Source organism: Bradyrhizobium sp. Ash2021 (assembly GCF_031202265.1).
Lineage (GTDB): Bacteria > Pseudomonadota > Alphaproteobacteria > Rhizobiales > Xanthobacteraceae > Bradyrhizobium.
In genome coordinates this window covers 5,403,050-5,418,974 of sequence record NZ_CP100604.1, presented here as the reverse complement: position 1 = coordinate 5,418,974, position 15,925 = coordinate 5,403,050, and the positions used below count along the sequence as shown (strand labels likewise).

At 61.8% G+C, this 15,925-nt stretch carries 10 protein-coding genes; 6 read left to right on the top strand and 4 right to left on the bottom strand.

What is annotated here, in order from left to right; all coding sequences use genetic code 11:
* Positions 1–247: 247 nt before the first annotated feature.
* The 3 genes from NL528_RS26060 to NL528_RS26050 all read left to right on the top strand — a co-directional run bounded on the left by NL528_RS26060 (position 248) and on the right by NL528_RS26050 (position 2,147).
* Positions 248–1,465 (top strand): GGDEF domain-containing protein, encoded by a 1,218-nt coding sequence (locus NL528_RS26060; protein ID WP_309177319.1) that lies wholly within the window; start codon positions 248–250, stop codon positions 1,463–1,465.
* Between the two features lie 48 nt (positions 1,466–1,513).
* Positions 1,514–1,750: a hypothetical protein gene (locus tag NL528_RS26055; RefSeq protein WP_309177318.1), complete on the top strand. Its 237-nt coding sequence runs from the start codon at positions 1,514–1,516 to the stop codon at positions 1,748–1,750.
* Positions 1,751–1,850: 100 nt separating this feature from the next.
* The gene (locus tag NL528_RS26050; RefSeq protein WP_309177316.1) at positions 1,851–2,147 is read left to right on the top strand and encodes an antibiotic biosynthesis monooxygenase family protein; all 297 of its coding nucleotides are present in this window, start codon (positions 1,851–1,853) and stop codon (positions 2,145–2,147) included.
* Positions 2,148–2,254: 107 nt separating this feature from the next.
* Here NL528_RS26050 and NL528_RS26045 read toward each other — a convergent pair whose 3' ends face one another.
* The gene (locus NL528_RS26045) at positions 2,255–3,397 is read right to left on the bottom strand and encodes an AI-2E family transporter (protein WP_309177315.1); all 1,143 of its coding nucleotides are present in this window, start codon (positions 3,395–3,397) and stop codon (positions 2,255–2,257) included.
* A gap of 151 nt (positions 3,398–3,548) precedes the next feature.
* Between NL528_RS26045 and NL528_RS26040 the strand changes: the two genes are divergently transcribed.
* Both NL528_RS26040 and NL528_RS26035 read left to right on the top strand, forming a co-directional pair.
* Positions 3,549–4,244: a hypothetical protein gene (locus tag NL528_RS26040; protein ID WP_309177314.1), complete on the top strand. Its 696-nt coding sequence runs from the start codon at positions 3,549–3,551 to the stop codon at positions 4,242–4,244.
* Positions 4,245–4,370: 126 nt separating this feature from the next.
* Entirely contained in the window at positions 4,371–5,141 is a 771-nt protein-coding gene (locus tag NL528_RS26035; RefSeq protein ID WP_309177313.1) for a gamma-glutamyl-gamma-aminobutyrate hydrolase family protein, read from the top strand.
* 1,012 nt (positions 5,142–6,153) lie between these two features.
* Here NL528_RS26035 and NL528_RS26030 read toward each other — a convergent pair.
* The 3 genes from NL528_RS26030 to NL528_RS26020 form a co-directional block, all read right to left on the bottom strand.
* Positions 6,154–6,540, bottom strand: a complete 387-nt coding sequence (locus NL528_RS26030; protein ID WP_309177312.1) for a hypothetical protein — start codon at positions 6,538–6,540, stop codon at positions 6,154–6,156.
* Between the two features lie 594 nt (positions 6,541–7,134).
* Complete coding sequence (locus tag NL528_RS26025; protein WP_309177311.1) at positions 7,135–8,043, bottom strand: tetratricopeptide repeat protein; 909 nt, start codon at positions 8,041–8,043, stop codon at positions 7,135–7,137.
* A 74-nt stretch (positions 8,044–8,117) separates the two neighbouring features.
* Positions 8,118–8,774 carry a FecR family protein gene (locus NL528_RS26020; RefSeq protein WP_309177310.1) on the bottom strand — a complete coding sequence of 219 codons (657 nt, stop codon included), beginning with the start codon at positions 8,772–8,774 and terminating at the stop codon, positions 8,118–8,120.
* Positions 8,775–9,230: 456 nt separating this feature from the next.
* On the opposite strand from NL528_RS26020, the gene NL528_RS26015 reads away from it, so the two are divergent.
* Positions 9,231–15,884, top strand: a complete 6,654-nt coding sequence (locus NL528_RS26015) for a VCBS domain-containing protein (RefSeq protein WP_309177309.1) — start codon at positions 9,231–9,233, stop codon at positions 15,882–15,884.
* Positions 15,885–15,925: the final 41 nt, after the last annotated feature.

Sequence of the window (15,925 nt, the reverse complement as noted above, 5' to 3'; positions counted from 1 at the left end):
CGCCCTTTTTGTTGGAGCGGGTTCGCGTGAAGGAAAACGCGTCAGAACAAAAACGAGGGCCCGATTCTGATTGTATCGGAATCGGGCCCTGGAGTTTAGAGATGAATTAACGCAGTTTTTCCTGAAAACTTGCGTATGCGTGCAAACGGATTTGGAACCCGGCGGTCTTAGCGTGTGACATCGTAATGGCGCGGCATCACATTTCAATCGCGCCAGAGAACGTTGCATCACAGGGCAGGGTGAGCTCATGTCGTTCGACACATCCACACTTTATCTGTTCGCGACCATGGTCGCGGGCATGCTTGGCGCCATGCTGATGTTCTTCGGCAGGCAGGAGAACATCCCGGCATTGAAATGGTGGGGCACCGCCTATCTGCTCGGCGCCGCCTCTGTCGCGATCTGGACGATTGCAGGCCCAACGCTTGGCGGCCCGTTGACGCTGGCGATGCATGCGGTGGGCTTCGTCGCCTGCGGCATGGTCTGGAATGCATCGCGCGTGTTCCACGGCCGCAAGCCCAACCTGCCGGGACTGGTGCTGGGCGCGATCGTATGGGCGGCCGCCGTCGTGATGCTGCCGCCCGAGGATGCCGCGCTGCGCCTGACCGTTGGCGCGGCGATCGTCGCGGTCTATGCGGCACTGACGGCCGCGCAGTTGTGGAATGAGCGCCGCGGCGCGATGCAGAAACGCTGGCCGACGATCATCGTCCCGGTGCTGCACGGCGCCGTACTGATGCTGCCGATCCTGCTCGGCGACCTCTTGCGCCCGCACGATGCGACGTTTTCCAGCAGCGTCTGGGTGACGGCATTCTCGATCGAACTGGTGCTCTATGCGATCGGCACCGTGTTCGTCATCTTCATGCTGGTGTCGGACCGCGCGGTGACGGTGCACAAGACCGCGGCCTCGGTCGATCCCCTGACCGGGATGTTCAACCGCCGCGGCTTTGCGGAAGCCTGCTCGCGGGTGATTGAACGCGAAGCCAATGCCGGCCGTCCGGTCACCGTGATGATCTGCGACATCGACTACTTCAAGTCGATCAACGACCGCTTCGGTCATCCCGCCGGCGACGAGATCCTGAAGCTGTTCGCCACCGTCGTGACCAACAATGTCCGCATCAGCGACCTCTCGGGACGCGTCGGTGGCGAGGAATTTGCAGCCCTGCTGCCGTGTTCGCTGGAGGAGGGCGTGATCGTGGCCGAGCGCGTGCGCGAGGCGTTCGAGGCTTCCGGGATCACTTGTGAGGAAGGCCCGGTCGATACCACCGTCAGCATTGGCGTGGCCGGCGGGCCCGCCGGCACCGAATTGGAGGTGCTGTTGGCGGCGGCCGACACGGCGCTCTACCAGGCCAAGCGTTCTGGCCGCAATCGCGTCGAGGCCGCCGAAGAACTGCCGCTGTCGCTGGAAAACTGGCGGCGCAAAACGGCCGGCATCGCAACGCCGGCGCGGCCAGCGCCGGTGGCGCCGTAGCGCCGGCTTTAACCTCGCGTTTACCATACGGTCCGTATCATCCGTGGTATGGACTCGATCCGCAGAAGCAATCCGCAAGCCGCCCTGATGTCGCTCGAAGCGGCAGCAGCCTCGGCCCGCGGCGGGTTTGCCTGCATGTTTTCTACCTCTGAAGAATACGAGATGGCGCTCATCACTGAGCGTCGTGCACAGGGGAGTTACGATCAGCGCAGAAGGTGCTGGCCTGCCATGCTGTTCCTCGGTTGCGCGATGATCGTGGCCGGCACGGTGCTGCTGCTGAACTGACCGCGCGAAGAGGATTGGGGATGCGGGCGCCGCGAGGCGCCTTTTTCTTTTTGGCCGGCCGGGTTAGAGACGGTTCTTCCCAAGGAAAGGCCGTTCCCCCATGATCACCGAAATCGCACAAATCGACGTCAAGCCCGGCACCGAGAAGGACTTTGAGGCCGCGGTCGCCAAGGCGCGGCCGCTGTTCCTGCGCGCCAAGGGCGGCAAGGGTTTTGAACTGCACAAATCGGTCGAAAAGCCGTCGCGGTACCGGCTGATGGCGAAGTGGGAAACGCTGGAAAATCACACCGTCGATTTCCGCGGCTCCGAGGATTTCACCGCATGGCGCGCCCTGGTCGGGCAGTATTTTGCGGCCCCCCCGGAGGTCGAGCACACCGAGACGGTGCTGACGACCTAGAGCCTGATCGGTTCTGATTGCATCAGAACCGGGCTCTAGATTCCTGTTTTGACGCGTTTTCTTCACGCGAACCGGTACCCACTTCGCTCGAAAACGCTTTGGGTTTTTTAAGCCGTCGCCGCCGCAGCCTCCGGCGCAACGCCTTCCGCCTTGAAATGGTCGATCATGACTTTTGCGATCGCCATCAGGGGCAGCGCGAGCGCGAGGCCCCAGATGCCGAACACGACGCCGAGCAGGATCTGGAACGCAAACAGCGTAGCCGGCGGGATATCGAGCGCCTGACGCTGGATGATCGGCGTCAGCACATAGCTTTCCATCGCGTGCACGCCGAGGAACAGGATGAAGGCGCTCAAGCCCGCGATCCATCCCGAGGCGAGGCTCGCCAGCACCACGATCAATCCGGCGAGGATCGCGCCGACGGTCGGAATGAACGCCAGCAGCCCGGCCTGGATTCCCAGGATGAACGAGCTGTCGATGCCGATGATCGCAAGCCCGATCCAGGTCACCAAAAACACCGCGGCCATGGTGATGATCTGCGCGATCAGCCAGCGCTCCAGCGTATCCCCGATGCGGTCGACGATGATGGTGGCGGGCGCGCGATGTTTTGCCGGCGCCATGAACAACAGGCCGGTGCGGTAGACGCTGGGCTGCGCTGCGAAGGCCAGTCCCAGGAACAGCACGATGAAGAAGTTGCCGACCACGCTGACGGTGCCGAGCAGGACTTTCAGCGTCTGGCTGACGATCGCGCCGCCGCTGGAGGCAAGCGTGCCCGCGCTCGGCAGAGTATGCGACGGCGACGCGCCCGGCGTTGCCGCCGCGGCGGCGCCTTCTGCGGTCGCGGTTTGGCCGGAGCTGGTGAAATCGAGATAGCTGGTGTCGACGCCGTGTTCTTCCAGGAAGGATTTGACGTTTCCAAGCTGCGATTTGATGGTGTCGCTCAGCACCGTGGCTTGCTTAGCGATCGTGTTGCCGCCGAGTACGACGATCCCGGACAACAATCCCGCCAGTGCCAGGCACACCACCGCGAGCCGGAGCGCGTGCGGCAGATTGACGAGACGGCCGAGCAGATTGCTCATGGCGTTGAGGGCGACACCCAGCAGCATCCCGGCGAAGATCAGGAACAGCGTTGCCGCAAAGCTCCAGGCGAACAGCAGCAGCGCGGCGAACAGCACGATGCCGACGCCGCCGACCGCGATCGCCCATGCCAGGTCGTTGCGGGCCTGAAGACGATTGTCAGCCGAATCGGTCACCGTTGATTCCTTCCTGTGCCAATTGTCCCGGCCACTCTTTCGCCAAAACGCGACCGGGATCAAGCGGCGAGGGCGCGCCGGTTTGACGCTGGCGCGTCCGGTATGCCAAGCGATGAATGAACGGGACCGCGACGGATCCGGCGAGGGGCAGATGAATTTCAGATGGTTCGGGCCGGTTGCGTTGCTGGCCGCACTGTTCATCGGCGATCAGATCAGGATCAACCGTCCCGGCCATAAATACCGCCTGACGGTCGAGGTCGAGACGCCGCAGGGGAGTAAGTCGGCCTCCGGCGTGCTGGCGGTTCACCCCGACCGTGGTTACAGCCGTGGCGGCCACACAAGCACCAAAGGCGATGCCATCTTCGTCGATCTCGGCGGCGGCAAAAATCTCGTCGCGCTTTTGGCGCATATCGACAAAAAGCTCGATCTCGACGACATCAACTACGTGGCGCTGCGTGCCTATACGGCGGCCGGCGGCAAGCGGGTGTCGTTCAACGAAATGAACCGGTTGACCGGCAGCGTGCCGGTCAAGGACGCGCTGATCCCGGTGCTGGTGACCTTCGCGGACCCGGCCAACCCGGGGACCGCACGGGCGATCTCCCCTGACGACGCCGAGGCGGCGTTGGGGAAAGGATATCGCCTCCAGGGTATCACGGCCGATGTGGTGCCGAACGGGCTTTGGCCGCTCGACTTCGGCGGCGCGCTGGGCGAGCCGGTGACCCGCGGAATCCTCGCAAAATTGCCGTGGCTGAATGGCGCCGGTAATCCCGCGGCAATTGCGCTCCGGGCGGCCGGATTGCCCGGCATTGAGGCGATCGACGCCAAAGAGGCTTTTACGCGAAAATAGCAAGGCAGGCCCGCGTAGGTCTGTGGGATATTGCTCCAGGGCTGTCTGAGAGGCATGATCGGCTGGAATCGTGGCCCGAGATAGAAATCCCTTCTTGCGCAAGACCATGACAGCGGAATTTTTGTGATGAGACGGCCGGTGGTCGGTGTGATCGGGAACGCCTATCGCATCGAAAATCGCTTCGCGACACAGATGGTCGGAGAACGCAACCTTCGCGCCGTTGCCGACGTGTCGGGCGCGTTGCCGCTGATGTTCGCGGGATCGCCTGATATCACCGATATCGGCGCCCTGCTCGATGTCGTCGACGGCGTGGTGCTGACCGGAGCGCGGGCCAATGTCCACCCGACGCGCTTCAAGACCGAGCCGCATGAGAAGCACGAGCCCTACGATATCCACCGCGACGACGTCGCGCTGGCGCTGTCGGAAGCCTGCGTCGCGCGCGGCGTGCCGCTGTTCGGCATCTGCCGTGGCTTGCAGGAAATGAACGTCGCCTTCGGCGGCTCGCTGCATCCCGAAATCCGCGAAATACCCGGCCGCATGAACCACCGCATGCCGCGGCTGGAGAACGGCGAGATCCATCCCGATCCGACGGTCGTGTTTGCCGACCGGCATGACGTTAAGCTCACGCCGGGCGGCGCCTTTGCAAAGCTGCTCGGCCGTGAAACCATCCGCGTCAATTCGCTGCACGGGCAGGGCATCCTCGAGCCCGGCAAGCGTGTCGTGATCGAGGGCGTGGCGGAGGACGGCACTATCGAGGCGATCCGGATCGCGGACGCACCGGGCTTTGCGCTCGGCGTGCAATGGCATGCCGAATATGACCCGCAACGCAACCCGATCAACCGCGCGCTGTTCCAGGCCTTTGGCGAAGCGCTCAAGCTGCACCAGCGGGCGGGCTAGGCTGGTACGGATTTCGAGATTCATGCACCCGATGCTCTTTGGTCCTGCGTCGTTCCGGCTCAAGGCCGGGACACGTGCTTCAAATTTCAAACATCAGTTCACGTTCTCGCGGCGCGACGCGCCCGAAGTTTTGCACTAATCCCTCCCTCGTAGAGGGAGCAGGGAATGCCGGGTGCGCGCTGCACCCGCGGTCTCGTGTGCAAAGCGCACAAAAGAAAACGCACACGAGCATACAGGTTCAGCGGAAACACTCCGGCATTCCCCGCGCAATGGTTTTACGGCTTATGCCGTGCTCTCCCCGGCGACGAATTCGTCTTGTCACCGTCGCTGCCGGCTTGATGGCTGGCCGATCCGGTTGGATCGTATCAGCCACCGGCAGCTTGACACCAGCAACGGGTGCCAGGACCACACGGTTTTACCGTACGCTGAAAGCGCCGTTCGTCCTGCGCGCAGTCGTTCACTCACGAGAGACTCGCCCCGTGAACAAACCTGCGCGCCGACGCTGCCGCGTCCACCGCATCCCCTCCCACGTTCGTGACGACGCGCGACCGCCCCTCTTGCCGGGAAAGGACGGGGCGAGCTGGTAGCGCTGATTTGCCCGACGCGACAAGAGGAATATTTTCGCAAGACGGGCTTGACAGATTTTGGGTGATTTGCCCGTCGGGCACTGGGGCGAGTTAGATATGCCTGGACAGATCGGCGCACAGTGATCAGAGACCTCATTGGCAAATCTCCAGCTGTGACTGTTGTTGGTCGTCAAGAAGTGTCTCAGCCAGGGCACGTACTCACTAATCGAGATTGATTGGTGCGGTGCTTCGATCTCCGCTATGCCCCGACAGCGCCCCAATCCTGCAGCGCAGCGAATTGACGCGATGTGTCAAACCGCAAGAGGGTCATCGATCATTGCTGCCCAACAAGAAACTGCCCGAAGGCGGCTCTCAAATTCAATCCTGATGATTGAAGATCAGACGGCCATCAATTTTTGCCGACAAAAGGACAACAATATTGAATTTTAGCGCGATGATAGCCGAGGCGATCGCGCCATCACGAAGTAGCCGGACCCCGCTGCTCCGAACAGATAGATTAAAGCAGCAACCCATCCCATTGAATTCAGCGTACCTGCTGTGGTGCCCATAACAACTACAATCAACCCGACGGTGTTGCCGATAATGGTAGCGATAAACACGCCGCGCACGGATTCCGATGAGCCGTCCCGGGCGAACCAGAAAATTAGACCCAATCCCAACAGTGCTGCACCGAATAATCGCGCCATAAGCACGGTTGAAGCCGAAGTTGCCATTCCATAACTGGCGGCTACCTGTTCCGGAACTAATACAAAACCGACACCATGTACCAGGGCGATAACAGCAATGATTGTGAAAAATGTTTTGATCGTCATAGCATATACCCCCCTTCCACCGCTGACAGCGAAATGCCGATCGACATCGCTAACAGATCGGAAGCATTCCGATTATGCAAGAAGCGTTATCTGTACGAACGAACTAAGCCGACGGCTGCTGCACCGCACCCAAAAGTGCACACCCTCGGCACATCCGTCAAAGGATGCCCCTAAATGGGTAGTCTCAGCCCGATGCATCCGGACAAGGGCCGACTTCCGATAAAGGTCCAAAAGCCGAAGTCAGCTTGCCCTAGTCCCGCCGGTACGTTCGCGTGAAAAAAACGAATGCGGCATACATAGCTCCATCGAATGCCGGATTGCTCCGATCAGTCGGGCAACCCGAGCTTCCGGAGGCTTTCTCCCATACGGTTGAGGACGGCGGGGGAAAACACCATTGCTTGTTTAAACTTTGAAATCGTCAGATCGGGGTAGTAACGCATCAACCGCGGCAAGCCACCTCGCACAGAAGAATGCTTGGTCATCTTGCTGCTGATCTCGACCAATCCGGTCGACTGCCAGCGTCAAACGAAATGCACCGCAGCCTCGGTCTGATCCCGATGTGGCTGTGATCCAAAGCTCTACGTTGATTAGTTGCTACCGCAGGCCATAACGCGTGAAGTCGTCGCCGATCCTGGCCTGGATTGTCTTTGCCGCCGAGATGTCGGTATCGCTGCCAGCTTTGTCGCCCTTCTTGAGCTTGGCGAGCCCGCGTCCATACAACGCGCTCGCCAGCTTCGGGTCGAGCCGCAGCGCAGAACTATAATCATCGATAGCCGCGTCAAGCTGGCCCATCTTCAGGTAGGTCAGTCCACGCGAGTCATACGTCTCGGCGTTGCCCGGCCCCGACTGAAGCGCCTTATTGCAGTCCTCCAGCGCCGCCTGCAACGCGCCGAGGATGGCTCGGGTCCAGCAGCGTCCGTTCCACACGGCTTCCAGATTGGGCTCGAGGCGAATTGCCTCGCTATAGTCATGCGTCGCGTGATCGTATTCCTTCTTCTTCAGATACGCGCCGGCGCGGTTGGCGAAGGCTCCGCCGTAGTTGGGATTGAGCTTGATCGCCTCATCGAAAGCTTTTATCGCGAGGTCGTATTCGCCTTTCCTCAAGTAAGCCACGCCGCGGTTGTTGAAGGGCTTGGCGTAAGCTGGATCGAGCTTGATCGATTGATCGAAATCCTGGATGGCGCGGTCGTAGTCCCCCTTTGCGGCATAGGCATTGCCACGATTGTTATAGGCGATCGCCAAGGCCGTCGTCGTGCCTTGACCGGAACCAATGAGCGCCGTGCAGCCATCAATCCGAGGATCAAGCGTCGTGCGATCCGAGCTGTTGCACAACTCAATATTCCTGAGATAGTTATCCTTCGGCTTCGGCTTCGGATCCTGCGCCCTCGCCGCATTGGCGAGCAACAGCGAGATGAGTATCGGCGCCACGCCGTTGATGATGCCCCTTGCGCAAAATTCCATATCAGGCTTCCCGATTTTGGGAATGAAGGAATGTGCGGTCATCGATTTCTGCGAGTGGGCGTCGCACGCCCCGATTGCGGCTTGTAGCGAGAACGGCTTGCGCCCAAGCGGTGATCCTAGCACCCTCGACAAATGTTGAGATTTAACTTGTGATGCTCTTTTTGTTCGGGTTGCTGCGTCGCAGGCGCCCCCGGCTTTTTCATAAATTTACTCCCGCCCTCTTCAATAAGGGTGGAAAATTTGACTGTCCCATCATCCGAAATTTCGACGTGGGGCGTGGTACCGCGAATCCCCATGGTTGCGACGGGGGTGTCGACCTTCATATCGCCAGTCGTCGCGATCTTGCCGGCAACGAACGTGAACGCGCCCTTGGTTAGACTGAACAAGGTCGAGTTGGAGTTCCCGTTTGGGTCGTACACGAACTCGTTCAAAGCCATGCGGGCGTTGCTCGACAGATTGAACGAGCTGCCGTCAGCAAAGTTGATGCCGATCCGGCCATCGGCCCCGGTCGCGACCACATCGCCCCGATAGACGAGATCACCAACCTTCGCCTGACCGGCTTGACCGGCGACATTTGCCTGAATGACCACCGCATTGGCACGTTCGATCGTGACGGAACCCGTGGCGGTAACAACTTTTCCAATCGGTTTGGATGCGAGGTCCTGAACAGCCGGCTCGGCTGAATCGCGTTGCGCTTGAGCCGGAACAGGGAAAAAGCCGGCTACCGCCAGAATGAAACCTGTCACCAATGCGGTAATCGCATGCGTGCACATGATCCCCCCTTCCTGAGAAGATCTTTGGCTTGGCCGCCGCTGGTTCTCTGGGCCGTGGGCTAAGGTCGCAAGACATATAATTCTAATGCCAAATCGAGATCCATCGCAATTGACCGCCTCAAACTACGAATGAAAATCCTGGGCGCAAATTGGGTACCCCTAAATCGCAGGTTGACGACCCCATCCTTATCCGCGAAACTGGCGTAATCGCACGGAAAAGTATCAAATCCGGACACTTTCGCGTTCATGGGAAAGTTCCGCGCCTCGCGATTGGCACCCTTTACGCCGACGTCGCGCTTGACGCGTCGCCTTCCTGAATTGATTGGGTTTTTTGGATCTGGACGGTTCGGCGGGCTGCCTGGGGCGGCCAGCGCGGGGTTGTGCCCGCGCCAAAAGATCAAAAGAACCGCGGCACCACGCTGGGCCTGAGTTACAGAGCAGGCGAGGGCGAAGCCAATGTTCGTTGCGTCCAGCGTCGGGTGCTGGGACGAGGGTGAGGCCGTTGTGGCCCTGCTCCCCCAGATGATCGGCCATATTCAGACGGCGATCGGCTGCGGCACACTCAGGCGTGCGAACGGCATTGCCGTTCAAGTCATGGTTGGCGATCCCGTTTGCCAGGGTGACGTGATCGAGACCGCAGCCGACGGGCGGATCGGAATTCGCTTCATCGACGGCACCGCGTTCAACCTGTCCGGCGGCACGCGCGTGACGCTGAACGAATTCGTCTGCGACTCCAACGGCACCTCGCGTTCGGCACTGTTCGCGGTGTCCAAAGGGACTTTCGGCTTCATTGCCGGCCAGGTGGCGAAGACCGGTTGCCTTAGCGTCGAAACGCCGGTTGGAAGCATTCGCAGCCGCGCCCATACCGGTGGCGTCGGCACGCTGTCGCTCGCAGCGCTGGCCTTCTCAATCATCAAGGAAGTCCAGGCCGCGGACTCGAACGTCACATTCCTGGATGACGACAACATCGCATACAAGGACATGGCGCACGGCGCATTCGAGCTTGTGACCAAGGAGCCGATCCCGCGACACATCATTGTTGAGGATCCTGGAGCGACAATCATCCTGAGCCCGCGCGGGTCCTCGATCAGCGTGAATCAAGTCACAAATAGTGCTGCGCGAATGGCGGAGTTGCAGGAGGCCCAGCAGGACGTGCTCGCCAACTTTGCGAGGGGACCAAACGGGTCGAGCAGTCTTCCCGTCGGCAATCCGCTGCCGGTGCAACCAATCAATTTTATTCAGACCGACACCATCAACCCGCAAAATCAGCTTCCTGCGTTAGAATCGGCGGTCTTCATTGTCCCTGAGATCATCATCGTACGCCCGACTCTCGCGATCACCAGCATCGCCGGACAAATCGGCATCGCCGCAGACAACATCATCAATACCAGCAGAGCGAATGCCGGGGTTGAGATCACGGGCACAACCTCGGGTGTGGAGGACGGGCAGGTCGTTACGATCACCATCGTCGATAGTTCTAACCACCCCGTTTACAGCGGTACGGCCACGGTCACCAACAGCGCCTGGCTAATTAACCTCAGCCCGCCGGTTGCCAAGGCGCTGGCCGACGGCTTCTACACGCTGACAGCGGACGTGGCGAATGCGGCCGGCCTTTCGGCGGACGCCTCCCAGGCGATCAGGGTGGACGAGACCCCGCCGACGATCGCAATCGACACCATTGTCAGTAACAACGTCGTCAACGCCAATGCGGCGAGCGCCGGCTTCGCTATCGCCGGCGCTACGACCGACGCAGAGAGTGGCCAGCCGGTGACGATCAAGATCGTCGACAGCTCCGGCCAGGTCGTCGACACATTCACCACCACGCTCGCGAATAACACCTGGTCAATAAACGTCACCTCGACCGAAGCCAAATTGCTGCGTGACGGCACCTATACGGTGACGGCTGACGTTTCGGATTCGGCCGGCAATCCGGCGCCAGAAGCAACGCAAGCGATCGCGGTCGACGAGACGCTGCCGACAGTGACCTGGTTGCCGCCGGCTGAGAGCGGCATCGAGGGCACGGCGATCGCATTGGGCACGATCACGGCGACCGTGAACAGCCTGCCGGGCCACAGCAACAGCGTGCAGTCGCTAGTGGTGAGCGGCATCCCGGTCGGAGCAGTGCTCACCGACGGCGCGAACAACTTCATGGCGACGAGCGGTAACACCTCGATCGACGTGAAGAGCTGGAATCTCTCGAACCTGAAGATCACTCCGCCGAACGACACCAATTTCATCCTGACCATCACGGCGACCGACCAGGATGCCAACACGGCGAGTACAAGCGAGCTGGTGACGGTCGTCCCCCTGGCGCCCGACCTTCACCCGGTCGCCGCGCAGGGCAATGAGGACACGGCGATTGCGCTGAACCTTGGCGTGACGGTCACGAGCCTGCAGGGCGTCAACGGCGACGCGTCCCTGAACAGCCTCAATACGCTTGTCGTGAGCGACATCCCTGTGGGTGCTACGCTGAGCGACGGCACCGGCTTGCCCGGTCATAGCTTTACGGCGGCCGCGGATAACACCTCGTTCGACGTGGCCAACTGGAACCTGTCGAGCTTGAAGATCACGCCCCCGGCGGAATTCGAAGGAAGCTTCACGCTGACGATTGCGGCGACCGAGCACGATTCGGAAGGCAATATCAGCGCGACGGTGACGGCAACCGAGGTCGTGACGGTCGCCCCGGTTGCCGAGCCGCCGACGGCAAGCGCGCCGGCGACGCTGGCGCTCAACGAGAACGCCACCGGCGCGGCGGTTGCCGGGGTGAACGTCGGGCCGCTGGCGGAGGACAATGACGACACGGTGAGTGCGACGCTGACGGTATCGCATGGGACGCTGCGCGTCGCCAGCCTGAGCGGGGTGACGGTGAGCGGCGACGACAGTGCGACGCTGACGCTGTCGGGGAGCGCGGCGGCCGTGAACATGCTGCTGGCGGGGCTGACCTATACGCCGACCGTGGGCTACGAAGGCTCCGACACGCTGCATCTGTCAGTGACGTCGAGCGACGGCTCCAACACCTCCCCGACGGCGGCCACCGCCTCGACCGCGATCACGGTGAACCCGATTGCCGAGTCGCCGACGGCAAGCGCGCCGGCGACGCTGGCGCTCAACGAGAACGCCACCGGCGCGGCGGTTGCCGGGGTGAACGTTGGGCCGCTGGCGGAGGACAACGACGACACGGTGAGTGCGACGCTGACGGTATCGCATGGGACGCTGCGCGTCGCCAGCCTGAGCGGGGTGACGGTGAGCGGCGACGACAGTGCAACGCTGACGCTGTCGGGGAGCGCGGCGGCCGTGAACACGCTGTTGGCGGGGCTGACCTATACGCCGACCGTGGACTACGAAGGCGCCGACACGCTGCATCTGTCAGTGACGTCGAGCGACGGCTCCAACACCTTCCCGACGGTGGCCACCGCCTCGACCGCGATCACGGTGAACCCGATTGCCGAGTCGCCGACGGCAAGCGCGCCGCCGACGCTGGCGCTCAACGAGAACGCCGCCGGCGCGGCGGTTGCCGGGGTGAACGTTGGGCCGCTGGCGGAGGACAATGACGACACGGTGAGTGCGACGCTGACGGTATCGCATGGGACGCTGCGCGTCGCCAGCCTGAGCGGGGTGACGGTGAGCGGCGACGACAGTGCGACGCTGACGCTGTCGGGGAGCGCGGCGGCCGTGAACACGCTGTTGGCGGGGCTGACCTATACGCCGACCGTGGACTACGAAGGCTCCGACACGCTGCATCTGTCAGTGACGTCGAGCGACGGCTCCAACACCTACCCGACGGCGGCCACCGCCTCGACCGCGATCACGGTGAACCCGGTTGCCGAGCCGCCGACGGCAAGCGCGCCGGCGAGGGCCACCACCGCCGTGAACACCGCGATCGACATCAGCGGCGTCGTCGTGGGTCCGGCCGCGGAAGATGCCGACGATACGGTAATCGTACTGCTGACCGTCGCGCACGGGGCATTGGCGGTGAGCCCCGTGGCGGGCGTCACGGAGACCGTGAATGGCCTGGGATCGCTGACGGTGTCGGGGACGGCGAGCGACGTCAACACCGCGCTGGCGAGCCTGGTCTACACGCCCATCACGCATTTCATCGGGAGCGACACGCTGAACGTTTCCGTGACGTCCCAGGATGGCAGTGAGACCTACCCGACGCAGGCGACCGCGGCGACGGCGATAGCAGTCACCCTGAATTCGGAGTCGTTGATAGTTGGCGGGCCGGGGCCAACGCTCGACTGGAACGACCCGGACAATTGGAGCGGCGGCGTTGTTCCCACCTTGAGCATCAACGCAACCATCAATGCGCCTTCCAATTACAAGGTCATCATCACGGGCACACCGGATGCCCAGGCGGCGTCGCTTACTATACCGCACGGCGCGGCATCGACGGACATCATCGTCAATGGAACCCTGCAGCTCGCCGGCGACCTCAATGTAAGCGACTCGGGAAAACTCGAGAACGACGGGAAATTGGAGGAAGAAGTCAACGCCACTTTCATCGGGCCTATCACCAACAATGGCACCATCATCGCAGATCCCAATGTTTACCTGCACGTGACAGGCACCATTACCGGAGTCGGAAACGTCTGGATCGACAGCGGGTCCACGATCGAGTTTGCCCCGGGCAGTAAGCTTGCTCCGGGCACGACCGACAGTCAGATAGTTTACTTCGAGCAGGGCGCGGGTAAGCTGATCATCGATGACTGGGGAAAATTCGCGGGGGTCATCACGGGCACCGACATCGGCACGCACCTCACGTCAGCCGATTTGATCGACCTCACGCAGCTTCCCTTTGTGGGGGGAAGCATGTCCGCCTCGGTCTCGTACAATTCGGGCACCAACATCAGCACGATTACCTTCAGTGACGGCAATAGTGCGAATAATGTGACACTGCATTTGTCCGGGAACTACACCGGTACCACGTGGACTTTCACGAGCGTCAACGGAGGCGCCGGCACCGAAGTCAGGGACCCCCCGACGGATTCCGGCACCGTGACGGTCGACAGCGGCGCCACCGTGGAGATCGCAGCCGCAAGCGCTCAGACCATCGACTTTGCCTACGGCAGCAAAGACGCGGCCATCATTTCCGGCGCCGCGACCGGCTCGGTGATCGGCGGCGTCGCCAACGCCACGCCCGGCACGCCGCTGGCTACCGGCAAGCTCGCCGACACCGACGTCGACAATGCGCTCAACACCTTCACCGCGGTCAGTTCGCCGACGGCGAGCGATGGCGGCTACGGCGCCTTCACCATGACGGCGGCCGGCATGTGGACCTACACGCTCGACAACAACAACAGCGTGGTGGATGCCACCAAGGTCGGCGACACGCTGACTGACACCTTCACGGTGCACAGCGCAGACGGTACTGCACAGGCGGTGACGATCGCCATCCACGGCGCCAGCGACGCCGACCCCAACGATTTCGACAACCAGGCCACAGGGACGCACGTCATATCCGATCCGCCGTTCCTCTTCGGGACTCCGGGACACGACAGCATCGCGGGAGGTGGTGACCAGGGCCAGACCATCTACGGCGGCGCCGGTGACGACACCATCAACGGCACCGGTAAAAGCGACGTTCTCTACGGTGGCTCCGGCAAGGACACGATCAAGGGCAATGACGGGGATGACACGATCTGCGCCGGCTCGGGAAGCGATACGATCAACGGCAATAACGGGAACGATACCTTCATCGGTGGTTTTGCGGCGAACCTTCTCGCAGGCGGCAATGGAAACGACCGCTTCGTTTATTTGTCGGCGACGGATTCACATGCGGGCCCGTTCAACACCATCACCGATTTCAGGTCGGGGTCCGACAAGATCGACCTGACGGCGCTCGGCGCACTTGCCTTCGCCGTTCTGGCGTTGACTTCCACAAGCACTTCCGTGCCGGCGCACACCATTGCCTGGCTCTATGACGGCACGAGCAATGAAACCATCGTGTACGTCAATCCAACCGACCAAACCCTGAGTATCGGAAGTTCCAGCCTGCTGGAGATCCATTTGCAGGGGATCTCGACCGTTGAGCCGTCGGATTTCGTCATCGAGCCTGCGACGGCGCCCGCCGCCGTAGCCAGCGACCCGGTCAATCTTGATCTGGCCGCAACAGCGGTAACCGACGGGGCTGTCGTCGCGACGACCAGCGCCGATGCCACCTCCAACTGGACCGCCAATGACGGAGCGCTCCTCGCCGACGGGAACGGGACGGTGCCTACGACCGACGTGGGCAACAACTTCTTTGCCGATCGAGGCTGGTTTGATTCGATCGGCTACGACAGATTTATCAGCTTCGGCGAAATCCAGACGCACGCGACCGAAGATGCCAACGATAACGCCGTTATCACTCCGGCAAGCGGACCCTCGATCGCACCGCATAGCGTTCATCTTGCTGGGCCGATGGCGAATAACTTCACGTTCAGTCCGGCGCCGGTGCTCGATAACGTCAGTGCGATGACGATCGGCGACGGAGCAGCGGTGCCCCTGAATGGTGCGGTGAGCAACATCAATATCACCGCGTCGAACGCAGCTGTCGACAGTGCCGAGCAACAACACGCGGGCAACGGCGAATTGATCCCGACAAATGCCGGCACAATTAATGCTGCCGCCACTCATGGCCACACAATCGATACCGGCTCAAGCGTTGAGCATCATTCGGGAGGCCCGGAGGCGTCGGGGAATCACGGGCTCGCGGTTGCGGGCTCGATCGCGCATTCGGGGCACCCGCAGAGCGACGGCGGCAGTCAGACGGTTTCAGGCGAAGCAGACGGGCACGGCGTTGCCGCCATGCATGGCACCGGCGAGCATCATTCCGAAGCATCCTCAATTTCTGATATGGTGTTTGGCCCGGTGGCTGGCCGTGGGCACGGTCTTGGAGACTCATTCCACTTCAACAGCGCGATTTCCGCTTCTGATGGTCCAGGCGTCGTCAATCTCGCTGACTTGGATCTGACCCCAGGGTCGGCCAGTCACCACGAAAACGCCGCAGCCCACGGAACGCCGATGATTTCAGAGGAAGCACAAACGATTGATGCGTCTCTGCCGGGGCACCACTCAACTCACATTGCCGCTCCGGACCATGCCCACGTGCCGCATGATCTCGTGGTGTGACGCAGTTGCCCCGCCGCTCGCGTTGGCGAACGCGCTGCGCG